Source organism: Lederbergia sp. NSJ-179 (assembly GCF_022867885.1).
In the GTDB taxonomy this organism is placed as follows: Bacteria; Bacillota; Bacilli; order Bacillales; family Bacillaceae_C; genus Lederbergia.
This window is the reverse complement of record NZ_JALIFP010000036.1, coordinates 1-25,334: the sequence shown is the minus strand read 5'-3', so window position 1 is coordinate 25,334 and position 25,334 is coordinate 1. Positions and strand designations below refer to the sequence as shown.

Here is a 25,334-nt window from a genome sequence, read left to right as displayed (position 1 = left end):
CCTCCACTCCCACATAGATACTCCTTTTACATTTCAGCTTTAATTTTTCTGTGAAAGAAAAAGATGTACTAGTGCTATTACGATTGAATAAATTATTTACTCATTACTCTGCGCGGATACACATCTGTCCTCTCAGCCCAATCTTCCCAGACCTTTTTTAACTTCATCACTAGTTCTGGATGCTGATCTCTCAAGTTATGCATTTCGGTTCGGTCATTGTCAATATTATAAAGTTCCCAATCTCCCTCTTTTATTTTTGATAGTTTCCATGGACCCTGCCGAACACCGCAGTGCTGCTCATGTTCAAAACAGAATGTTCGCTCTTGCCTTGTCTCTCCTAAAAAGGCGGGGACTAGACTTTCCCCTTCCATCGGCAGAATTTGATGTCCTCTATATTGGTCAGGATAGGAAGCATTTGTAATATCAACAAACGTGGTCATAATATCAATAAAATGACCAGGTTGGTGATCAATCTCTCCTTGACGTTTAATGACTTCAGGCCAATGGGCTAACAATGGAGTGCTAATTCCACCTTCGTGTCCATAGTGCTTATACAACCGAAGTGGCGTGCTACATGCGTTTGCCCAGCCCGAACCATAGCTATGGTAGGAATCCGGTCCTCCCATCTTATCTAGATCCGCTTTTCGGTGTAAAAAATTAGAGGTTGTGATCCAGTTATCAAATCCCCATGGGTCCCACTCCGCACATGCCCCATTATCAGAGCAAAATAAAATAAGCGTATTCTCCAACTCGCCATTTTTACGTAAATCATCGAAGACTCGGCCAATATTTTGATCCATCCGGTCTACCATAGCTGCATAAATGGCCATTCTTTTCACTAAGTCCTTTTGCCGATCTGGATCAATGGAGTCCCATGCAGGATTTGTACCTTGAATATCTCGATCTCGATTCCAGTACTCTGACCGAGGGGTTAATGGCGTATTTTCTCCTACAATCTTTAACCTTTTCATTCGTTCTAGCCGATCTTCGCGAATCCGATCCCATCCCTTTTCGTAGATCCTTTCATACTTAGCAATCTCCTCCTTCGGTGCTTGGAGTGGAAAATGAGGAGCATTATAGGAAAGATAAAGAAAATACGGCCGCTCATCAGAACGCGAATCTTCAAGAAAATCTAAAGCATAATCCGTAATAGCATCTGTTGCGTAAAATTCTCCATCCCGATAATGCCTTTTCGGCCGATCTTCAGGCAGACGGCTATAATCTTTTTGATCCCAGAAGCTTGAAAACCCACCTAACATTCCATAGAAATCATCAAAGCCGCGCTCGATCGGTCCCTTTTTCCCAACATGCCATTTTCCTGATAGGTAAGTATGATACCCCGCTTCCTTTAACACCTCTGCAAGCGTGACACATTGATCTTTTAAAAATCCACGATAACCGGGAGTCTCATGATCTTCTGTCATTTCCCCCACACCAGCTTGATGAGGATATAAGCCCGTTAACAATGATGCCCTACTGGGGCAACAACGTGCGGAATTATAAAATTGTGTAAACCGTAATCCTCCTTCTGCAAGCTGATCCAAATGGGGAGTTTGAATCTCACTACCAAAGCTCCCCAAATCGGAGAACCCTAAATCATCGGCTAATATCAATAAAATATTCGGTTTTTCTATAGGCATATACATCCCTCCAAATGTTTCTTCATGATCAAATTGTATTGTAGACACTATTTTTTGAAATAACTGAACTTAAGCATCTGCATCGAATGCTTGAGAGAAAGAAAAAGTGTTACGGCAATACTTCAGGATGCAATTCGTTACAATTAAAAGAACACTAGTTTTTTAGCTACAATCATCCTTTAATAGAACCGATCATAACCCCTTTAACAAAGTGCTTTTGTACAAATGGATACATCACAATAACAGGTAAACTAGCAATGACAATAACCGCATACTTCATACTTTCAGCCAACATTACCTGATTCGCCATCTCAAAGTCCAAAACAGCATTTTCCATAGAAGACTGATTTTGAATGAGTATTTCCCTTAAAATAATTTGCAGGGGGTATAGATGATCACGTTCTAAATAAATTAAGGCGTCAAAATAGGAATTCCAGTGACCCACCGCGTAAAAAAGAACCATCACGGCAATAATTGGCTTTGATAAAGGTAGAATAATCTTCAGAAACAGTTTAAAATTACTGCAGCCGTCTATTAAAGCCGCTTCTTGTAATTCCCAAGGAATACTACTTTGGAAAAATGTACGCATAACAATCACATTATAGGTTGCGATCGCATTTGGAATGACCAAAGCCCAAATAGTATCAATCATCCCCAGGTTTTGTACAATTAAGTAGGTCGGAATGATTCCTCCCTGGAAGAACATTGTAAAAACAATAATAAACATAAAGATATTTCTTCCTGGCAAATCTTTTCTTGACAACGGATATGCAAGTAAAGTGGTTAATATTATATTAATAAATGTTCCTAATACTGTATATACAACTGTGTTTTTATAGCTGTTCCAAATCCGCCCATCTTGAAATACCTTTGTATAAGCATCGAATGTAAACCCTTTTGGATATAACCACACCTCTCCATTGAGGATCTTATGGGGATCACTAAATGATGCACTTACAACAAAAATGAGTGGATACAAAACAATGGCAATAATCATAATCGCAATCGTGTAAATGACAATATTAAAAACCTTATCTTCTGAGAATTTTGGGTTAATCGTTGTAATCATACTCACCCCCACTATATCTTTCTTACCATAAGCTCGTCTCAGCCTTTTTCTTTCCTAGCTGATTAATAAATATCAACAATATAAAATTTATTACAGCATTAAATAGGCCAATCGCAGTTGTGTAACTGTAATCACCATCTAGAATCCCTTTTCGATAGGTAAAGGTTGAAATAACGTCGCTTGAAGACATATTTAAATCATTTTGCATCAATAGTATCTTTTGAAAGCCAATGTCCATAAAATGACCGATATCCAAAATTAAGAGAATGATAATTGTGGGTAAAATAGCTGGAATGGAAACATGTATAACCCTTTGTAAACGACTGGCACCATCAACTCTAGCCGCTTCGTACAATTGTGGATCCACACCGCTCAGTGCAGCAATATAAATAATGGACTGCCATCCCATATCAGTCCATATGTTTGAACCGATAAAAAGAAATTTAAACCATTCCGGTTTTTGCATGAACGGGATCGGGTCAATGCCTAAATGACTTAGCGCAATATTAACAATCCCATTCTCTGGATCCAAAAATAGACTTAACATCCCTACAACCACCACTACTGAAATAAAATGAGGAATGTAGGTAATATTTTGAAGCGTTTTTTTAAACCTGTTCATTCTAATTTCATTGACTAACAAAGCTAATAGAATCGGGATCGGAAAACCAATAATCAAGGAAAATATTTGAATTGTAACTGTATTTTTTATTAGTCTCCAAAAATAGTATGAAGAGAAAAATCGCTTAAAGTGCTCAAACCCAACCCATTCGCTCCCCCAAAATCCATTTATCGGTAAGTAGTCTTTAAACGCAATCTGCAGTCCGTACATAGGGCCGTACATAAAGATAACATACCAGGCCATGGGCAATAAAAGCATTAAATAGAGATCATACCGCTTCAAAATTTGTTTCCAGAGCTGCTTTTTGGGATTCAGAACTGGAACCGTTTTTTTTGATTTTCGATGAGCAATTTCCGGTTTAAGATTCATTCATTCGCCCCCACACAAATAAAAGGGGTTGAGCAAATCTAGTGATTTGCCCAGTTCCCTAATGTTTATTTAAATTGTTTATCATAGGCTTCCTGATAATATTTCTCAATTTTCTCTAGACCTATATCTTTTACCGTCGATACATATTGATCCCAGGAATCAAAACTAAGATCCCCTGTGATGAATTTTGCCCTGCTTTCATTGGCATAGGTGTCAAGATCATCTCGTATGTCATATACCTCTTTCGACACATCTTCTTCAAAAAGTGGTGCTGGATACACTTCTTCCAAAACATAAGGCTCTATCTTTGAAGACGCTTCGGCATCTCTAGGCGTATTTACCGATCCTGCAGTTTTGACAGTTGAATATTGTGGCGTACCACCTCCTGGTCCTGGAAATGCAGAGCCGGGACCTTTGGATAAATTACGAATTTCGTCTGTATACTCTGGTACACCATCTTCACCATAATTAAATGTCTTTCCTTCCTCGCCATATGCGAAAAACATCGATCCTTCATCCCCGTCGTAAAGGTAATCTAACCAGCGAATAGACGCTTCCGGATGTTCATTTGAAGCAGAAATGGCAAATGCTCCTGTATCGCGAGCAATTGGGCTCGAAACATATCCCTGATCCCCATCTGGACCTTTAACAGGCGCTATCCCTTTATATTGATCAGCAGACTGTGGAAAAGCGTCTGCCGCTTGATTGGTAAACAGGCCGAGTTCACCTGATTGCATCCGGGAAATGTATTCAGCATATTCTTGATCCATCACTTTATGGCCAATTAAACCTTCTTTATAGAGTTTGTTCAAATACATTAACAATTCTTTATACTTATCATCCGTTAACCAAATATGAACCTTATCATCGTTAATATTGAGGCTATAACCCATTTGCCGATATAATCCCCATGACCCGCTAAGCGCATTAACAAGGTCTTGCACGCTACTCGTTAGAAATGGTGTCCGATCGGAATACTTATCCTTAAACGCTTTTAGCAAGTTATATAGATCATCCGTTGTTTCAGGTTCATCCATATTGACATCTTCAAGCATTTTCTTATTGATCCATAACTTATTCGTTCTTTGCACCAAAGGTTCAATAACACTTGACATTCCATAAATATGACCATCCGGTGCGGTTATCCCTTTTTCCACCTCCGGATACTTATCCAAAAGGGATTGAATGTTTGGTGCATACTTTTTAATTAATCCTTCCAAAGGAACTAACGCTCCACTCTTGCCATATTTCATTAAATTGTCATTGGAAATATACGACTTATAAAATATGTCCGGCAGATCCTTTTTACCGAATACTAAATTTTTCTTCTCATCAAATCCCTCATCCGGTACATCATTATATTCAAACTTAATATTGGTCTTTTTTTCATACTCCTGAAAAAAATACATGTCTTTGTATGGCCCATTTGCGGCAGATCTGGCAGCAAACATTGTCAATGTAATCGGTTTGTCGACAATAGGTAAACCTTCCTTATTAAAGTTATCTGACGGAGCTTCATTAGCAGGATCTGACTGTTTTGAACTTCCTTTAGAACTACAACCTGAAAAGACTAAACATGCTGATGCAATCAGTAGTAGGACTAAGACACTTTTCTTCAAAACTAATTCCCCCTTCTCTAATTTATTACAATAACACTCATTCATGAAATCGCTGTCAATAGAAATTTGTATCCCTTCAAGACATAAAAGTTATTTTTAAGATAGACCCTCCTCTCGGATTCGTCTTTTGTTGTCTTTTCAAGTGTTAAAAAAAACCTGATCCACCATCCTTTATATCATGAGCGTGCTTTCGTAACGAAAGGAAGGAAAAAAACGGACTTGAGCATCTATTGGGTTTCCTCGCGTGCTCTTTAATCACCTCCTTAACGAAACGAAGAAAACCCTCAAGATGCCTTAGGAAAGGACAGATATCTTCGATACTGCTTTTATTTGCTTTCCCATTTCTCGACAAGCGAGTTAGTAGTTGCCGTCAGAATCGCGTAAAGCTCTTTAGAGATCCGCTCATTTTTTAGCTGATAATCAAGCAATTGCTTGAAGCTTTCCATATGTTTGATTACTTTCTCAGCCGTTCCTTTTTTCTCAAATTGACCTACTGCTGTCAGATGAACCTTGAGTGATCGATAATCTTTTTCAGATAAATCATCTTGATGATCCTGCAGGACTGTCAACATATCATTAATGCTTGGCTCTAATGGTCTTACAAAGATATTATCGTATTTTGTATCACTGTAGAAACTTCGGACACCAACTTTACCGTGTATAAATGCGGTAGCACTATGATCATCATAATCGATTTTTGGTTTGTCCATGTCCCCAACATAAATCTTTATATTCGTTCCGTTCACAACTACTTTCATATGTTGCCATTCATCTATTGGATCATCCAGTTTGGAGCCTTCCAAGTAAGTCCAATTGTAGTTAAACTTACCGAGATGAACGCCGTCCTTATTGATATATGCAACATACCCTTGCAACATATCGGCATTATTATGGTTCAGTTCTTTTCCATGTGCGGGGTTATTTACCCTAAATAGGATTCCACCATCTCCTTTACCATCAACAACCTGGACATCCGCTTCAACGATATAATTATGCCAATCACGATCTCCAATCACTGACTTCCCAAATGTCCCTGCCCCTGATCGATAGACTCCTTCTCGTTCAATTTCTTGATACTCATCCTGTTCATGAAAACTGAAATAATGAAAATCAAACTCACCCTTCACCGTTTCCACTTTGATCGTATGTTTTCCAGCAGGTAATGAAATATTTTCTTTTATGACGCTAGACCAATTATCCCATTCGCCTGTTTGTGGAATATCGATCACTCCCGTGAGGTCTATTTCATCATCTAGCCATAACCTCACTTGACCATCCTGCATATTGGTCGCAATATTCATATCCAATACATACTTACCACTGGTAGCAATATCTACATTATATTTATACCATTCACCTGTTTGGTTCCATCCAATGTTAAAAGAACCATCAGGATGGTTGCGGATATCAACGCCATCATAACGATATTTGCGCCCAATATTTTCTGGAGTTTTATCATGATAGGCTGTACCTTCGCCACCAAGCATATAATCTACTGCCATAATTTTTCCTGGTAGGTTGTGATCGTTTCCAAACGTATGGAAGATCATCTTTGTAAAAGATAATTCACCATCGATCACTTCAATCTTAAGAGTATGTTTTCCTTGCGGTAATTCTAAATCAGGAATAGAGATATTTTCCCAATCCTTTTTTCCATCTGTAGCAGGAATATTAACACTCTCTGTTAGATTAGTCCCATCATCTAACGATATTCCTATTTTTGTATTTTCATCAGAATTATTGACAATGAAATCTAGATCGTATTTTCTTGATTCGGATATATTCACATTATATTTGATCCATTCTCCCTTTTTTAGCTCGTTAATGGCGTAACCGCCTTCTGGATCAGGTTTAATATCTATCCCATCTTTCCTAAATTCCTCATCGGTATCTGAATCCGCATGAACATGATAAGCAGTGCCTTCCCCGCCAAGATTATAATCTTCTGCTTCGATTAGGCCAGGGATTGGTTTGTGAATATCAAAGGTTCTGAAATGAAATTTGGAGATATCAAATTCCCCTTTCACTATTTCAATCTTTAACGTATGCTTTCCTTTCGGTAATTGTATATCTTTAATTCTGAGCGTCTGCCAATCATTCCAGCCCTCTGTCGCAGGAACATCGACTATGCCTGTCAAATCAATGTTGTCATCCAACCAAAATCTTACCTTTGCATCCTTAAAGGTTGTGCCGTATTCCATTTCCAAGTTATAGATTCCTTCATCTTGAATATCCACATTATACTTTAACCATTCACCTGTTTGATTCCATCCAACCGCTGTTCCACCCCCTGGCTTATCGCGAATATCAACTGCATCATCTCTTAGCACACCGCCGATATTTTCTGGAGTGGTATCATGATAGGCTACACCTTCCCCACCAGTGATATAATAGGCTGCCTGAATATCTCCAGGGATTGGTTTAAAACCATCAAATACACTTATGGAATCTTGATTGGTATCCACTTTCCAATAACCTTCATAACGATTCCAGCCGGAATCGAAGCCGTCATTAAAATCTTCAAAAAGAATCGGTACATCTTTATACTTACTAACTTCAAAACCAGCAAAAGATAATGAGCCTTGAACAACTTCCACTTTCATTTTGTGTTTGCCTTTGGGCAAAGAGACATTCTCTATCACCAAGTTTTGCCACTCGCCATCGGTATTTGGAACATCGAAAATACCAGTCAAATCAGCCTCATCATCAACCGATAATCGCAACTTAACACCACTTTTTTCTGTAGCAATTCTTAAGTTAATACTATACTTACCTTCCTCATCTACATTCACGTTATAATGAAGCCATTCTTTTTTCGCTAAATTAACACGATACCCGCCTTCAGAATTTGGTCGGATATCAACTTCGTCCTCTCGATACGTATGATTTAATTCACGATCGATTTGATGATAACCCGTACCTTCTCCACCTGAGTTATAATGGACAGCTTCTATTTTACCTGGCAAAGGTTTGTGAAAATCAAATACATTACTTCCATTTACTTTATTACTTGTTGCGATATAACCAAAAGAAGCGTGAACATTGCTTGTCGTATAGCCTATTTTTCCACCGTTTAAAGAATGAACATTCCTCGTTTGCTTATGCATTCCATCCACAAAAATAGTAAACTTGGATTCTTCTTTTTCAACTCTGATTTGATGTAGCTGTTCAAAATCAAAATCAGTGGGAAGCTCCGCTTTCTCCCAGCCCTGTTCAACGCCATCAACAAAGAAATTAGTTTCCAATTTATTTTCTTTTAAGCTCAATACAGCTACTCCGTAGTTATCCTCATCTTGATAGGAAAATACCGTACCATAACGCGGGTTATCGCCTTCACCCTTGTTCATTAACGTCATGTTAAATTCAGCCGTATAATCGTTTTCTGTCTCATAAGTGGTAACTAGGCGGTGCCATATAGTGTCATTGTTCGACTTTTGCTCTAGACTCTGGTCATGAAGCGACCAAGCGCCACCGTTAACCTCTGACCATTTAGCGCCAATATCCTTTCGTTTAAATCGATCACTAAAATCCGGTAAGCCTGGATTTTCTTGTTCAAATGTGGTTGGCCCTAGCACTGTCATCTTTTCTCCATTCCATGCAATTCGATCCATATTCATATAGCGACCGGGATTCGCATGACTATGGTACACAATATACTCAGAATCTAAATCAGGACCTCTTACAATGCCATTATGTCCTAATCCGACATTTTCTCCTTCCGTTTTAAGAAGAATCGGATTTTGTAATGGTTTCTCCTTAAAGTTTTTCATTGGAGAATCACTTGTTGCGTAGTTAATGCGATAAGCTTTGCTCCAAACATGATTCCCCACATAGGTCATGTAATATTGTCCATGTCTTTTAAAAACCGTTGGGGCTTCAGTCCATCCGCTCATTTCCGCTCCTGTGTCTATAGCTGAGCCGAATGTATAAGGGTCCTCCATTTTGTAAGCACGAATGTTATTAGACCCCGTACCATAAAAATACCATTGGCCATCGTCATCAATAAAGACATGACCGTCGATCCCCATTCCCAAGTTTTCTGTTTGTTTTACAAAAGGGCCTAATGGGCTTGTACTTTTATAGACATAATGCCCATTACCACCTGGCGATGTATACATATAAAAAGCCCCGTTCCAATATGTCACCTCAGGAGCATAAGCAGCTTTCGTACTTGGTTCCTCCGTGACTAGTCCGGCATACTCCCAGTTAATCAGATCTTCCGAGGTCCAAGCCTTGACACCGCTTTTATCGTCAACAGTACTGACATAAAGATAGTAGGTGCCATTATATTTTAATATGTAAGGATCTCCTTCCCCGTAAAAATCTCCATTATCCCATTCCCATGAATCGGAAAGATCAAAAGGGTTACTGTAGGCAAATGAAATGCCCGGAAATATGAATAATCCACCCAATACGAGGAGTAAACGTAAAAACCACATTGTGAACATAACCTCCCTTTTATTATCATTTTGAACTTTTTCAACATGAACGCTTTTTGCAAATATTATGGAAGTAATAGGAGGCTCTAATAATCTTTTTGCCCCCTTATGATATCGATTACATTTAAAAATATTTTAGTTTTAATTCCTTTTGTAAATAGATATATTAATGCTACTCTACTGGATTTTTTGAAGTAACTCCCCCCATGTCGAGACAGACGGTGTTTGACTGCCGTAATAAAATGGATTCGTGAAGCCTAACAATTGTCCATCCCCCGACCTCACATCCACTCGCAGCCAACGATACCCTTTATTTTTCCAATTAAATGTATAGCTGGAGCTGGTTCCTTGTTCTTCCAATACGATTTCACCATTTTCAATCCAAGCAATGGAAATGTCTCCATCACAATTTTCAAGAGTCACTAAACACTTCCCGCTATAATCATTTTGTTCCAGTGCAGCCGTTATTTCCTCACCGATGTTAAATGTTTGATCGCCTATAGAAGCACTAAAATGGATAAATGGCCCTCTAGACACAAACACCTTTCCTTGTTTAACAGCATTTAAAATAGCGGAAGCAGACAAGTTTTGTGCACGGACATGCGTTGCCGGGTCACCGATCAAAGAAGGCTGAGCATCGTCATTATAACTTTCATGCGGGAGAAGATGAGAATCGGAACCACCAATTCCGGTTATATGATAACCTTCATTCCAAACGTTCGACCAAAAGTTCAAAGCACGTTCAGTTGCGATTAGATTGTCTTTGAACGTCGGATCATTCCAAATTTCAATACTGTCAATCATAGAGAGAGGGAGATCAGCAAACTGCCAAGCCCACGGCGGTAAAAACGGGTGGTTAACGGAGCATAACGCACCAGTATTTTTCATTTCTTCAAAGAGACGCTTAGTCCCTGCCTCGGTTTGCAAACCGCCATCAAGCAATGATGTCCTTATATCTGGCCACTGCCGCACCCCTAGTACATTCCAGTGCCCCTTCGTGGATGTCACTTCTACCCCAGGAATGATCAATAATTCCTCTTCTGTCCACGACGTATGAACAATATTGTGTTCGGTCGCTACGAAGAAGTCTAAATTTTGCTTCTTCGCACTTTCGATATTACCGCTGCGTGTCATTTTCCCATCGGAAAAAATCGTGTGTGTATGAAAATCCCCACGGTACCACCTTTCCCCTGGCTCTTTCACTTCGTCCCAGTCATATCCGTTGATAAAAAATCCCTCACCTTGTTGCGGTAAAACCCAGTGGGTATTTCCGAATGGATGAAAATCACCCTGGTCGATCACATCACCTTTACCTGATTCAACGACAATTTCGTACGAGGCATTGGACTCTATCTGATGACGATCATCATTGGATCCGTGAGCTGTAAAAGCTTGTATCACCCACTCACCTTCCGCCAATTCACCTGGAATTGTAAGGGCACTTGATTTTTCTGGTTCCTTATGTAGCAATATTTTATTTGACGAATTACCCCGTAAATATTGTACCCGTAACGTTCCATGGGCATCGAACACGAGGAACTGCAACCAAATATTATCGATGGTATTGAAAGTGAAGGTTATCCAATCTCTTTCGTCAGGCAATATAAAACGATGGGAAAAAAAGGGAAGTAAGCTCCCCTTTTCTATTTTTTGTTTAAAGTTGACCCGATTAGTCATTTACCTATTCACCTCAGCAATGATTTTTTGGGCTTCGTTTTTTTCTTTTTAACACCAATATTACTTAAGATTAATGTCTCGAATCTTTTTCATCTCTATTTTTGGTTGTCGATCTTCGGTAAGCAATCCATTTACTTCCTGTTGAACGTCTGTGATCTGGGTATAACAGAATCCGCAAATGTAATCTATATCCTTGATGGCTTGAGTAATAGATTCAAATCTTTTTAGAAACTCTTCCTCATTTTTTACTTGATTCCCATACCCCCAGCCTTTTTCTGAGCTAAAGGCGATACCACCATATTCACTTATAATGATTGGTTGACCCTTATATTCGTAACCTTGAGCCATTGCATGCTTATGCTTATTGAAGGCAATCTTGTTGTCAACAATGGTTTCTAGATCCTTATATCGCTCTGAAAACTCTTCACCCAATTCCACATAATCATGCAAGGTTAAAATATCTGACACCGTATGCTCCCAGCCATCGTTGACAATTACCGGCCTCATGCTATCAAATGCTTTCGTCAGGTGATAGATCCCTTCCGTAAATTGCTGTTGCTTTACATCTGTATATATATTCTTAATTCCCCAAGACTCATTAAAAGGAGTCCACGTAATGATGGATGGATGATTATATTGTTGCTTCACTACTTCCATCCATTCTTCTGTAAAATTTTGCACCGCTTCATCGGAGAATTCATAAGTGGCAGCCATTTCCGACCAAACGAGCAATCCTTTCTTATCAGCCCAGTAGAGATAGCGTTGGTCTTCCACTTTCATATGTTTACGAACACCGTTATAGCCCATTTCCATTGTTTTATCTATATCCTCCAAAATCGCTTCTTCTGAAGGAGGTGTTAAATGACTATCTTGCCAATAACCTTGGTCCAAAAGTAATCGCTGGTAGATAGGAACGTTATTCAATAATACATTTCCATTTTCAATCGAAATCTTTCTCATGCCAAAGTAGGATTCAACTTGATCCAGTATCTCTCCATTTTTATAAAGGGTAAAAACGACATCATAAAGATTTGGATGTTCTGGACTCCATAGCATTACTTTCCAATCAAAATGGTCACTGGCAATATTTACTTTCGATGTGTGCTTTGGACGATGGACATCAAAACTAAAGGATTTGATCGGTATTTGATTAAAGGTGATCTCCGTCTTCAACGTTAAATCATCACTAAAATCAACCTCTTCTGCAAACTGATAAGAAAACTCGACTGATTCTGTATCAATATCTGGTGTGATTTTGACCGAATCTACATGTACTTCATTTAAAAATTCCAGCCACACCGTCTGCCAAATTCCCGTTGTTTGTACGTACCAACAACCAAAGTTTTTATCCAGCCAACGTTGTTTCCCTCTGGGCTGATGGCAACTAATACTATCCTCACATTTGACTACTATATTTAGCGTTAGGTCATCCCCAAGATAATCCGTCACATCAAACGAAAAGGCAATTTGTCCACCTTGATGTTTACCAACAAACTTGCCATTTACCCATACTTTTGTCATATAATCTACTGCCTGGAAATGTAAAGTAACCTTCTTATTCCTGTAATCTTCAGAAATTGTTACTTGTTTTTGATACCATATATTAGCACAAAATGTTTCTTCGCCAATACCACTTGCCTTCGTTTCATATGTAAAAGGAACGATGATTTTTTGTTGAAGGTTTCCGGATTCGTACCACCCTTCCTTCTCGCCAATATTTTTTTCGTCAAAAGCAAAGTTCCATTCTCCATTTAGGTTTAACCAATCCCCTCTCGCAAAGTGAGGTCTTGGATATTCTTTTCTTGGAATAGTATTGTAATTCATGTAGTAAATTCTCCTTAAAATGTTTTATTATGGTAAAGATTTAATCTTCAACTGCTTAAAATATACATCCGAGTACTCAGATCTTATTCCGACTTTTCCATTCATAAATGCCATAGGGTCTTTATAGGAAAGAATCGGTTCTTTTTTATGATCCAAATAAACGTTGATCTCATGATTTTCAACTGAAACACGTAAACGGTATTCTTTTCCTTCATCCAATGAAACAGACGTCGATTGTAATTCAGTAGAATTGTAGTTCAATTTTTGTAAGGATATTTCCCTTGCATTGAAAGAAACATAATAGCCCATCAACGAATCTTTTACTTGATGTTCAAAATCAGATTCATTGGTGACTCTTAATAACAGTCCTGCTTCATCCATCAGTTCATCATTGATTTCAAACGTTAACTCAGCTTCAACATCCGTCCACTTTTCATCCCCAACATAAAGCTTCATATCTTCAGAAGAATTAGAGTCTACCCCGTCTTTATGTTGTTTCCAGGCACCGTGGATATCATCTGCTTCCACTTGCTTTATTCCATTTTCAAGATCAAGTTTTTCATCAGAAACAAGGTTAAATTCCAAATGATTGATTTCCACGTCTCCGCCTTTAAGCCATAATTTTAATAGATGAAAACCTTCTTCTATATTTATTCTGCCAAGGCGTACCTTTTGAAAGGGAGCTTCACCATCTATGAAACCTTTTTTCACTTTAAACGTCTCTTGCTTTTCATCGTCTATCGATATTCCGATAGAAAAATTACTTTTCACCGAGTTTGGATGGATAACCGCACTTACCTCATACAATCCCGCAACACTTGCATTTACTTTATATTTCAGCCAGTCGCCCTTATCTTTCAAAGTCACAGAATATGAACCATCTTCACGTAATTGAACGGGAACATTCTCCCGGTAACGATTTTCTGTTGAAGGTTCCTTAATCGAATACCCTCGGTTTTCACCCTCCAAGTAATGAACAGCTTCGATCGTACCAGGCAAGGGCTTGTATAATTCATAATCACTCGAATGATCGACATGATTGGAGAAAGCAGTATAGCCTAAAGACAGATTTGCATGTTCAAATTGATAACCTATTTCCCCTGCACCAAAATTAGTAGCTTCTACCTCCATTTTTTTCATTCCATCCAAAAATACGATCGTTTTATTTTTTCTATTTTCTATTCTGATATTATGCAGGGAGCTAAAATCAAATTCCTCAGGAAAAGCAGCAGAACCTAAAATTTGCGTTTTTCCATCCACTACTTGTAAAAGTTCGATTTTATTTCCTTCAAGGTCAATGGATATTGCTCCATAATGACCATCATCCTGGTAAGAAAACTGCGTTGCGACCTTCGCATCCTTCGTTTTCTCCGGTATTGCAAAATTAAACTCTGCAGTAAAATGATCCTTCGTCTTAACCTCACTGAACCAATTTTCTTCAACCTGTTCATTTTCTTCCCATCTTTTTTCAAAATCAGGCGGGTCTGGTACAGGCGTCGGGTAATGAGTTGGCCCAAGTACATCTAATTTTTTTCCATTAAAAACCATCCGATCGATATTCATTTTCCGTACAGGAGGGCCCTCAGCCGAACGGCCAATGAGATTATGGTATATAGCATAATAAGAATCTAGATTCGGCCCCATCACAATCGAATTATGACCAAGTCCATTAAAATCATCCTGAGTACTGATTAAGATGGGGTTATGTTCTGGGACCTCATATCCTTCTAATGGACCTTTTTCAGAAACAGCATAATTAATTCTGTAACCTTTACTGAACACATGATTTCCCGTATACGTCATATAGTAGAAATCGTTATTCTTGATGATCATAGAGCCTTCTGTCCAGTGATCCAAAAAAACATTCGTTTCCACGCCTTCTTCGAAAGTATATGGATCTTTCATTCTATGACCAACTATTCCAGTATTTCCCGCATGGGTAAAATACCACGAACCATCATCATCGATAAAAACAGATCCATCGATGGACATTCCTAGATTCTCCGTTTCGATCTTAAAAGGGCCTGTCGGACTCTTACTGCTTAAAACATAATGCCCATTTCCTGCTGGCGACGTATACATATAAAAGGTTCCATTCCAATAGACAACTTCAGGGGCATAGGCCGATGTCGTCCGTTCATCCTCAGTCACTAATCCTTCGTACGTCCAATTAACTAAATCTGTGGAACTCCATGCTTTAATCCCTACCCTGGCGTCCTTTGTACTCACATATAAATAATAGGTTCCGTTATATCGAAAAACATAAGGATCACCGATACCATAATCCGGCCATTCGTCAGCTAATTCAAAAGGATTAGCGTAAGTTTGCATCTTATCCATGTTTATATCCACCTTTACTTCCTCTATTTGCGTACAGGCTGTTAACCCCAATAGCATAAGGCTTAAATAGAGTATAGTGAAATATTGATTTCGATTCATGCGAATTTGCAACCTCCAGAAACGTTCAACTTACTTTAACTAACCTTTTATACCACTGATCGCCAATGATTGAACAAAATGCTTTTGTGCTATTAAAAAGATCACCACACATGGAATCATGGATATAATGGACGCGGCCAATATCAATGGATAATTGGAAGAGCCCATATACTGTGCCTGCATCGATGCGATTACAACCTGTAACGTTTGTTTCTCTGGAGAATGCAAATAAATTAACGGTCCTAGAAAGTCATTCCAAATCCCCATAAAGCCTAACGCCGCTTGTGCAGCAATAGCCGGTTTTGCAACAGGTAAAACAATGGTGAAAAAAGTACGGGTAAAACCGCTGCCGTCTATTTTGGATGCATCGATTAATTCATCAGGCAAGGCACTCTGTAAAAATTGCCTTAAAAAGAACACAGTCACAATATTCCCAAAGAGACCCGGTAAAATTAAAGGGAGCAATGTATCTACCCAATCCAATTTAGAAAACATAATAAATTGTGGAATCATCACGACTGCAAAGGGAATCATCATTGTACCTAATAGGGCTAAAAAAATCGTTTCTTTAAATGGAAAAGCAATTTTAGCAAAAGCATAAGCAGCCATCGTGGAGGTGAAAATGCCAATCACCAACACAAAAACGACAACGATAAGCGTATTAATAAATCCACTTAACAACGGGACTTCCTTCCAAACGTCAATATAATGCTGGATAGTTGCTGGATCGGGAATCCATTTGGGTGGCATTTGAAATATATTTTTTTGATCTTTTAATGAGGTAGAGATTGACCAAACAAAAGGTACGAGCATGGCCACTGATCCAAATAACAGGATAACAAAAGCCCAAATATTAATAATTTTTTCACTTCTCATACCGTCATCCTCCTATCCTTCATAAACCCAATGTTTAGATAATTTGAATTGGATTAACGTTACAATAAAGACAATTACACCCAGTATCCATGCAATTGAACTTGCATATCCCATATTGTAATATTTAAACCCATGTTCAAAAATATAAAAAACAATCGTAGCTGCACTATATTCAGGGCCTCCATCATTAGCGAGAACATATATTTGGCTGAAAGACTGAAACGCTCCGATCACACCCATAACAAGCACAAAAAAATGGATAGGTGATAGCAAAGGAAAAGTGATCTTTACAAACTTTTGATAAATATTCGCCCCATCCACTTCCGCGGCTTCATAATACGAACTAGGGATGGATTGAAGTCCTGCTAGATAAAGAATCATATTACTTCCTAATCCTGTCCAAACGCCAATAATGATGAGCGCTGGTTTAACCCAAGCTGCACTTCCTAGCCAATTGGGACCTTGTATTCCGAACCATTCCCATAGCATATTATTTAAAAGTCCAAAATCATAATTAAGAATCCATTGCCAAACGAGTGAAACGGCAATAATCGGAGTGATGACCGGAATATAATAGATCGCTCTAAAAACACTAATCCCTCTGATCTTTCTATTCATCATAACGGCCAATATTAATGAAAGGATCATCCCAATCGGAATTCCAATCATGAGGTAGATGGTATTATAAATAGATTTAAAGACCTTTTCGTCCCCGAGAAGCTCCCTATAATTATCTACTCCTGCAAATTTAGGTTTATTAATTAGATCCCATTCAGTAAAACTTAGACCTACTGACCAAATGGTAGGAATAAGCCCAAATAAGAGAAAACCAATCACTGGGGCTGCAACAAATAAATAAGCCCACATGATCTCTTTCTTTTTATATCCAGGAATTTTAGATCGTTTTTGTTTCGAATTGGCCTTTTTCTCAGTCTCCATAAGCAACTCACCCACAATTCTCCCTCCTTTATTCAATCAATGGACAAAACATAATCTAGTATGTTTAAGTACTAGATTATGTTTTTATTCGATCACTTCAAGTTTCCTTTTTTGTACAGTTCCTCCATTTTAGGTTTAACTTGTTTTACCCAATCTTCAACAGACATTTCTCCATTCCAAACCTTTGCGGCTTCCTGATTAAAATAATCGAGCCACTGAACATCTGGAGATCTCCAACCGTTGTTTGGTCTACCGTAATCCTCAATAATATTAATAAACTCTTGACGGTTTTCCGGAGCCTTGTCCATCTTTAAAAACTCGTCTTGCGCAAGACTCTTTAAGTTTGGTACCTGTTGCCCTAACTCCATAAACTGCCTTTGCCCGTCCTCATCTAATGATAAGTATGAAGCAAGGGCAAATGCTTCATCAGGATGTTTAGTGTTTTTGGAAATAACAAATCCCATTGAGCCAAGCCAAGTTGCCGTTTCACCCGTATTGGGACTAGCTGGCCAAGGGGCTAAATCCCAGTCAAATGGCAATTCCCAAAAACTTGGTTGATCCCAAGGACCCATTGCAAACATTGCGACTCCTCCAGATACAAACCTTGTGTAGGAATTTTGCGCTTCTTCCGCCTCTTGAGATGGTGATACTTTGTGCTTTTGGCTTAAATCTGCGACAAATTGCATGGCTTCAATAAATTCGGGCGTATCAATTTTCGCCTCACCCGTTTCATAATCAATATAATCTGCTCCATTACCCCATACAGCATTTTCTAAAGGAAAACCCGCGATACCAAACTGATCCGTTTTCCCATCACCTTTTGTATCTTTTGTTAATTTTAACGCGGTATCTAACATATCATTCCATGTCCATTCTCCAACCTCTTGAGGTGGATAATCTACACCAGCTTCATCAAATAAATCTTTGTTGTAAACCATTGCCCACGGTCCTACATCCTTAGGCAAACCATATAAATCTCCTTCTCCTACCGTTTTCCCATTATAGCGATATCTGTCTAGCGCACTATCCCAAACATTGTCCGGATTAAAAATATCCGTTTTATCAAGGTACTCTTGTAGATTTAATAATTGGTCAGCCGCAACAAAACGGGCGAACTCAGGTCCAGCAGCATAATACACATCGGGCTGTTTACCAGATGCAATTAATGTAGATAGTTTTTGCGCATATTCCGCAGGAGGAACACTCGTATACTTTACCTTCACATTTGAATACTTCTCTTCGAAGGATTTAATCACGGCTTGAAAAATTCTCTTTTCATCGGGGTTTCCGTGTCCCATGAACGATAATTCAATCGTTTCTCCCTTTTCCTTTGATTCTCCTCCTGAATTACTTGAGTTACCACTGCATCCAGTGACTAACATAAATGCACTAAGAACAAAGACTAATAATCCCTTTCTAACCTTCTTCATATTTGTTCCCCCTAATAATGTAATCACTTTCATTTATTATATTATTAGATGGAGGAAGCGAAATATATACTAATATTAGTATAAAATAACCTAATTATATAATTAAATACAAAAACACCTAATAATTAGACTAAATATTAGGTATTTTTGAGGCTATTTCTTCTTCTTTTTTAAAATAGACTGGAATAAAAACCCTTCTTGGATTATACGTTCCTTCTAATTGTTCTTGTAACAATTCCATCGTCTGTTTACTGCACTGTTCAATATCTTGTTGGATATAGGCCAATCCTTCTATCCCAGAGTCATCAAAGGAAATGAGTTCGATATCTCTACCATACTCTTTTTTCAGGTTCTCCAAGGCCATATTTGTATAACGTGACAATTCTGCATTCATGATAAATACCGCCGTCATATCGGGATTATCTAGGAAAAACTCTTGGATTAGCATGGGCGTTTGTTCTTTTGATATCTTATGAAAGTTAATTAATAGCCACATATTTTTATTCAATACTAAACCATTGTTTAAAAAAGCTTGTTCAAATCCAGTCGATCTTTCAATTGTAACGGTATTCGTAATTAATGGAGAAATCAACCCAATATGTTGATGACCCTTGTGGATTAAATAAGAAATCGCACTAAAAGTCCCTTTTTCATTTTCAGAGGAAACACTGTATGTTCGGATGTTTTCCAGATACCTGTCAATTAAGACTAAGGGAAATTTATCTAACGTAAGTCTGAGGATTGATTCATTATACGTCTCTTTCTCAGTAGGGAAAATAATGACTCCCTTTGCCCCTAATTCATGGAACATTTCGATTGCATTACTTTCTTCAAACTGTGATTCCCGAGTGATTTTTATCATTAAATTATACTTATACTTTGACGCATACATCTCAATATAATTAACAAACTCTTGTTCAATCTTTGTTTTCATGCTAGGTAATATTAGTCCTACTATACCATTGGAGTGCTTAACCGGGTTAGTCGTTGATTGATTTGATCCCTTCAAGAGTTCACTATCAATCACAAACGTTCCTTTTCCCCTCACTCTTTCTACAATCCCCTCCTCCGCAAGTCCATTAAGCGCATTTTTTGTTGTAATTTGACTCACATGGAACTTTTCCATCAATTCTATTTCAGAAGAAACCAAATCTCCTAAACGCAACTCTCCAGATCGAATTTGTTCTTTAATATATTCTTTTATCTGTTGATACAATGGTATATTTTTTATAAGTCATCACCCAAGCCTATATTTTTATACTAACTATATCTTATATACTAACCTTGTATTTGTCCATTCCTTGATGAATGAAATTACATTTTAAGGTAGGTATCTTCTATCTTATAAAATATGTGCTTGGGTATAGTAATGGTATTTTTATTGACAGATCGTATGGTGAAAGAACTAAGAGATATCCTTCAATTTCCGACTTAAAATCCATAATCTGATTTAATCGTAAATGTTTTATCCGTAAAATATGAACAACTGTCATTTTTTTAATAACAATTAGAGGTGCTTACCAATGTCGTTTCCCCCCATATTTCTCTGCTTTTCTGTATCGTTCATGAACGACTAACTGCTGATTTTCTGTATCGAAGCTCTATCTATCGTATTGTTTTCAGTTGCTTTTTCAACATCCATTTGCTCCTTCTTTTGATGATGGAATCGGCTGTTCCGAAAAAGTTGGGCCATTCACAAATAAAGAACCGTCTTCGTTGAATCCCATCCTGTCAATAAAAACTTGGCGATCCTCGCCACCTTTCAAAGGATTGGAGTGAGTATGATATACAATATATAATTCAGAACCGTCAGGTGAAACGGTTATACTGTTGTGACCAGGTCCTGATACTATAACCTCTTCGTTATCAATATCAACATATTCTAAAATTGGATTGTCAGCGAACTTCGTAAAAGGTCCAAGCGGATTTTCAGATGTGGCATAACCGACAGCATACTCTTTATCTGCAAAGCAGTTGGCTGAATACATTAGGTAATATAAGTCGTTTCTTTTCAGGACAAAAGGTCCCTCATTCCATAACCGATCTGGACCTGACTTTTTCTCCCACTTTTGCTCCGGCTTTGTTAAGAGGACGGGATCACTTTTTAGACTTACTAAGTCATCATGCAGTTCGATTCCGTAAATATGGCTTTCATAACAGCCATCGACAATATTTTCGGAACAATCCCTTGAATAATACATATATTTCTTTCCATCATCATCGATAAAAATGTTTGCATCGATACAGGCGTAGCCGAAGTCAAACATCGGCTGATTTTGAACGTCAACAAATGGGCCAACAGGGCTTTCACTAACCGCAACACCGATTCTTAAGCTATCATTTTTCTTCCACCTTGCCGTATAATGCATATAATATTTCTCTTTATATTCAATAACCTCGGGTGCCCAAAAGTTTTGATGTCCCCAGGATTCAGGACCGCTTCGGTATACATATCCCACTTCCTTCCAATCGATTAAGTTATCCGATGACCAGGCAAGGAATCCGTCTGGTGCAGATGTTGCGTATAAATAATAAGTTCCATGTGAAGCTTTCATTATAAAAGGATCTCCTATATTTTTTACATTCAATGGATTTTTGTAAAACATTTCTTTTGATTGAGCTTTTAAACTGGTCATTTTACCTATCACTCCATAATCGTTTTTCATGATCCATAATTCTTACCGACTATTAGCAAATACTCTCCCGCAACTACGAGAGTGTATTTTGTTTACCACGGCGACTGTCTGACAGACAGCGGATCGATGGTTTCCGCCATCTGGTCGCATAAGCTTTAATAGAGAAGCAGTTTTATAGTTTGGTATTTAGGATTATGCCAAACATTTACCGGTTCATTATACTTTTCGGTTATTACCATTGTGGCAAACACTACATTTTCCCAATGGTTAAAATCTAAGTTGTAGTACTCACAGTAGACTTCATCACTGTATTGGTAATCAAGTCTTCTACAAGCACATACATAATGATTTCCCTTGCATACCTTCGTATATTGGCTGGCCTGCTACATCTAAAAGACTAAAGCAAGATCAACCAGCTCTATGAAACGTTCAATCTTCCTGCTTCCTCTTATTTTTCCTGGTCTGGAAACAATTAGTGGTACTCTTACAGACTGCTCGAAAAACGGGACCTTTTAAATAGATACCGTGTTCTCCCAGCAATTCCCCGTGATCTGACATAGAAATAATAATCGTGTTGTCTAACTGCCCTGTTTTTGGAGGAAGATCATTTTAAAATTATGAATATTCTATTAATAACTTTATATCCTGCGGATGATCCCCAAATTCTCGGCCAAATAGGTTCATTCCACCTTTATGGATCGCATCATCCTTAATACCAATCTTAAAGGACATAAATCTGCGCTCTAATATGCCAATATCATCGATGGTCACGTTAGAAAGGTGAAATTCATCAATGGTTGTATTCTTTTTCGTTACTTTCCATGTTTTCAAAGACCCATATTGCGTACTCGTTGTTTCACTCCAATATTTCGGGTTCATTTTCCCTGGACGATCCCCGAAATCACCAGGACTCGTCCATGTTCCTATTTCCACTTCATTGATCCATACCGTTATATCCGATGGCCAATTATGATCATGGTTAGGTGCCTCCGAACATAGTTCCAAAGAAAGCTGAACGGTTTCGATTGCCGCCCCTACTGGAATCACGAGCGGAAATTTATACTCGAAATACCCTTTTCTTGTCCACATAATCTGGGCCTTGGAACGATCTGGACTATAAAAGTGCACTGGCTCATCTTCAGGGATAATCATCCCTTCATGATTGGCCATTCCACAGGTAGGAGCAACATCAAAATCAATGTATTGTCCAATCGGCATTTCCATTTCATAAATTTTCTGGGTATTTCTCTTGAAATTCTCTTTACTATTTAGTTGTATATGAATGTCATCAAAATTGCGTTTACAAACTTTCATTGCCCCTCTACTAGCCGGGCGAAGTTCCGTATTGATTAAATCTGATTTTTCTAGAATTTTAATATGCGAAGCTGTAGTTGATACAGGGATATCCAAACTTTCAGCCAACTGATTGACGTTCATATTCCCTTTGTTTAATAGATTAATGATTTGTAACCGTACCTCTGAAGATAGTGCGTGAGCTATTTTTTTTAGACTTTTAGGGTCTTCAATTGACAATTCTAGCAAAATGATTCCTCCAAATCAGTTATGTTTTCCATTCATCTAGTCCAATATTTCCATTTCTTTATACTAATATAAACAAAAATCCTGTAAACATCTACATTTTTGGTAGTGAATTATCCTTTTTAAAAGATTGATGGATTTATTCAATAAAATAATTGTTGACGATAGGGCTTTCCCCACATTTATTTTATAATGATCCTAAATCCCCTATACATCCATAACACCATAACATATATTGAAACAAGGTGATAAAATGAAAACTAAAATATACGTAAACAATGAGAAGTGGGTCGCAGGGATAACGATCAAGGATGAAGCAGAACTGGAAAATAACAATATGGCTCTTCATGCCTGCAAAAATCCTGCTGATGTATTGGAAAATCGAAGGAAATTGGCTAATTTTTTGGACTGTAGGCTGGATGATTTCGTTTGTGGGCAGCAAACACATAGTGCAAATTTTTATCAGGTGACATATGCTGATAAAGGGCGTGGTGCTGATAGTGTAAATACTGCCATTCCCGATACGGATGCCTTGTATACGTATGAACCGAATGTATTGTTATGCAGCTTCAATGCGGATTGTGTACCGGTGATGTTTTATCATGAAAGAAGTGGGATCGTTGGGGTCATCCATTCCGGATGGCAGGGCACAGTCAAGGAAATTTCCTTAAAATTATTTCATCATTTAATTCAAGGTGAACAGTGCCATCCCAATGATTTTCATGTTCAGGTAGGTCCCGCAATCAGTCAGGAGAAATTTGAAGTGGATGAAGATGTCTATCTAAAATACAATACCCTTGGCTATGCGGATGATTGGATTGTTTATAATGGGGAAACGGACAAATATCATATTGATAATCAGCAAGTCGTGAAAAAACAATGCCGATTGGCTGGCATCCCGGAAGAACATATTACAATAGATTCTACATGTACGTATAAAAGTCCCGACGGTTTCTCCTACCGCGAAGATAAAAAAAGTGGACGACATCTTTGTTTTGTAATGAAGAAAAAGTGAGCTTTCATCACAAATGGCAAAGCCCAAGGCTTTGCCATTTCTCATCATGCTATCTTTGCTCTCCTTCTGTTTGCTGGGCATTAAATGTCCAGGTCAGATCTAATGAATCTCCTTGAAATTGATTTTGATCTTGATCATTATCGATAAAATTAAATTTCACAAATGCATAACAATCACAATAATCTCCCCCTAAAATCTGATAAATTTTAGCACATTTCTTCAGGGGAGTACTACAATCATGCTGGGGAAATTTGTCCAAAATGGTCCTATTTTGGAGGAGATACAGTGGCTGTTTACCTCCACTACGTTCAGATATAACCTGTGTTAAACGCCATAACCGCAGCTATTAATTGCTTTATATCCCACTACGTTCAGATATAACGCTGGACCAATAACTCTTTGTCAGTGCCTATAAGTCGCTTTATATCCCACTACGTTCAGATATAACGGTTCACCTATTAACAATTCAAGATTTGCTCGCAACACAGTGAGGTGTATCGTGCTCTTCATGAATTATTGGAAGCGGGAATAGTAAAACGTGATAAAATAAAAAAGGAAGGTTCCAAATATCAAGAAATAGCTGTCTATTATTTACGAGATAAGGATAAAGCAAATGCTTATTTGAAGCTAGTAAAGGCAGATTTAGACCGTTACCAAGGCTTATTAAATTTTGCTTTAAAGGAGAATTTCTCATGAAAATCGTAGCAATTTACAAAGCTAAACATAAAAAACTGGTAATATAGCACGCTTTCAATACTATGAGGACGGTAAAATTCTACGTATAATGATAGATCAGAATGGTAGAATGTCAGAACGATACATTAAAGAAGAAAACATTCCAAAGTACTATGAAAAATTACGCCCAACAGGAGATCAATATAAGTTTCATCTGGAAAAAATAACTTATGATGTAAAGAACTTATTCACCTTGGAAAAATCAGTGTATGATCCCAATTTTGTGGAACATGTAGAAGAAAAATTGAACATCACAAAAGCGGCCATAGTATAATGGACCCAAGAAACTAGACACGAAATGAGGAGATGTTAAAGTAGGTTTATGAAACAAAGAAAACGATATACATCAGAATTCAAATCTCAAATTGTGCTAGAAATCTTGAAGGAGGAAAAAACACTAAGCGAAATTGCTTCTGATCACGGAATTCATGTTAATCAATTGAGGCAATGGAAGAAAGCTGTTATT

At 38.0% G+C, this 25,334-nt stretch carries 18 protein-coding genes and 1 pseudogene; 4 read left to right on the top strand and 15 right to left on the bottom strand.

What is annotated here, in order from left to right; all coding sequences use genetic code 11:
- Positions 1-92: 92 nt before the first annotated feature.
- From MUB24_RS18830 to MUB24_RS18765, 14 genes are all read right to left on the bottom strand, one after another.
- A complete protein-coding gene (locus tag MUB24_RS18830; RefSeq protein ID WP_244706822.1) occupies positions 93-1,640 on the bottom strand; it encodes an arylsulfatase in 1,548 nt (515 codons plus the stop codon).
- 172 nt (positions 1,641-1,812) lie between these two features.
- Positions 1,813-2,709, bottom strand: a complete 897-nt coding sequence (locus tag MUB24_RS18825; RefSeq protein ID WP_244706820.1) for a carbohydrate ABC transporter permease — start codon at positions 2,707-2,709, stop codon at positions 1,813-1,815.
- Between the two features lie 22 nt (positions 2,710-2,731).
- Positions 2,732-3,700 carry an ABC transporter permease gene (locus MUB24_RS18820; RefSeq protein WP_244706818.1) on the bottom strand — a complete coding sequence of 323 codons (969 nt, stop codon included), beginning with the start codon at positions 3,698-3,700 and terminating at the stop codon, positions 2,732-2,734.
- A gap of 65 nt (positions 3,701-3,765) precedes the next feature.
- Positions 3,766-5,319, bottom strand: coding sequence for a type 2 periplasmic-binding domain-containing protein (locus MUB24_RS18815; protein WP_244706817.1), 1,554 nt, complete (start codon positions 5,317-5,319; stop codon positions 3,766-3,768).
- A gap of 326 nt (positions 5,320-5,645) precedes the next feature.
- Positions 5,646-9,758: a carbohydrate-binding protein gene (locus tag MUB24_RS18810; RefSeq protein WP_244706815.1), complete on the bottom strand. Its 4,113-nt coding sequence runs from the start codon at positions 9,756-9,758 to the stop codon at positions 5,646-5,648.
- A 177-nt stretch (positions 9,759-9,935) separates the two neighbouring features.
- Complete coding sequence (locus MUB24_RS18805; protein WP_244706813.1) at positions 9,936-11,435, bottom strand: CehA/McbA family metallohydrolase; 1,500 nt, start codon at positions 11,433-11,435, stop codon at positions 9,936-9,938.
- 60 nt (positions 11,436-11,495) lie between these two features.
- Positions 11,496-13,259, bottom strand: a complete 1,764-nt coding sequence (locus MUB24_RS18800) for a glycoside hydrolase family 2 protein (RefSeq protein WP_244706811.1) — start codon at positions 13,257-13,259, stop codon at positions 11,496-11,498.
- A 27-nt stretch (positions 13,260-13,286) separates the two neighbouring features.
- Complete coding sequence (locus MUB24_RS18795; RefSeq protein ID WP_244706809.1) at positions 13,287-15,698, bottom strand: family 43 glycosylhydrolase; 2,412 nt, start codon at positions 15,696-15,698, stop codon at positions 13,287-13,289.
- A 39-nt stretch (positions 15,699-15,737) separates the two neighbouring features.
- Positions 15,738-16,574 carry a carbohydrate ABC transporter permease gene (locus MUB24_RS18790; RefSeq protein ID WP_244706807.1) on the bottom strand — a complete coding sequence of 279 codons (837 nt, stop codon included), beginning with the start codon at positions 16,572-16,574 and terminating at the stop codon, positions 15,738-15,740.
- 12 nt (positions 16,575-16,586) lie between these two features.
- The gene (locus MUB24_RS18785) at positions 16,587-17,513 is read right to left on the bottom strand and encodes a carbohydrate ABC transporter permease (protein WP_244706844.1); all 927 of its coding nucleotides are present in this window, start codon (positions 17,511-17,513) and stop codon (positions 16,587-16,589) included.
- A 92-nt stretch (positions 17,514-17,605) separates the two neighbouring features.
- The gene (locus MUB24_RS18780; protein WP_244706806.1) at positions 17,606-18,943 is read right to left on the bottom strand and encodes an ABC transporter substrate-binding protein; all 1,338 of its coding nucleotides are present in this window, start codon (positions 18,941-18,943) and stop codon (positions 17,606-17,608) included.
- A gap of 130 nt (positions 18,944-19,073) precedes the next feature.
- The gene (locus MUB24_RS18775) at positions 19,074-20,159 is read right to left on the bottom strand and encodes a GntR family transcriptional regulator (RefSeq protein WP_244706804.1); all 1,086 of its coding nucleotides are present in this window, start codon (positions 20,157-20,159) and stop codon (positions 19,074-19,076) included.
- A 415-nt stretch (positions 20,160-20,574) separates the two neighbouring features.
- Positions 20,575-21,549, bottom strand: a complete 975-nt coding sequence (locus tag MUB24_RS18770) for a glycoside hydrolase family 43 protein (protein WP_280517069.1) — start codon at positions 21,547-21,549, stop codon at positions 20,575-20,577.
- A gap of 645 nt (positions 21,550-22,194) precedes the next feature.
- Positions 22,195-23,121 (bottom strand): ArsR/SmtB family transcription factor, encoded by a 927-nt coding sequence (locus MUB24_RS18765; protein WP_244706800.1) that lies wholly within the window; start codon positions 23,119-23,121, stop codon positions 22,195-22,197.
- A 250-nt stretch (positions 23,122-23,371) separates the two neighbouring features.
- On the opposite strand from MUB24_RS18765, the gene pgeF reads away from it, so the two are divergent.
- A complete protein-coding gene (gene pgeF / locus MUB24_RS18760; RefSeq protein WP_244706798.1) occupies positions 23,372-24,133 on the top strand; it encodes a peptidoglycan editing factor PgeF in 762 nt (253 codons plus the stop codon).
- A gap of 49 nt (positions 24,134-24,182) precedes the next feature.
- On the opposite strand, the pseudogene MUB24_RS18755 reads toward pgeF, so the two are convergent.
- Positions 24,183-24,302: pseudogene (locus MUB24_RS18755) on the bottom strand (TasA family protein); the annotation flags it as partial.
- A 302-nt stretch (positions 24,303-24,604) separates the two neighbouring features.
- On the opposite strand from MUB24_RS18755, the gene MUB24_RS18750 reads away from it, so the two are divergent.
- The 3 genes from MUB24_RS18750 to MUB24_RS18740 all read left to right on the top strand — a co-directional run.
- Entirely contained in the window at positions 24,605-24,829 is a 225-nt protein-coding gene (locus tag MUB24_RS18750) for a hypothetical protein (protein ID WP_313898478.1), read from the top strand.
- Positions 24,830-24,938: 109 nt separating this feature from the next.
- Complete coding sequence (locus MUB24_RS18745; RefSeq protein WP_244706794.1) at positions 24,939-25,142, top strand: hypothetical protein; 204 nt, start codon at positions 24,939-24,941, stop codon at positions 25,140-25,142.
- A gap of 48 nt (positions 25,143-25,190) precedes the next feature.
- On the top strand, positions 25,191-25,334 hold a 144-nt coding region (locus MUB24_RS18740; protein WP_244705165.1), incomplete at its 3' end, for a transposase.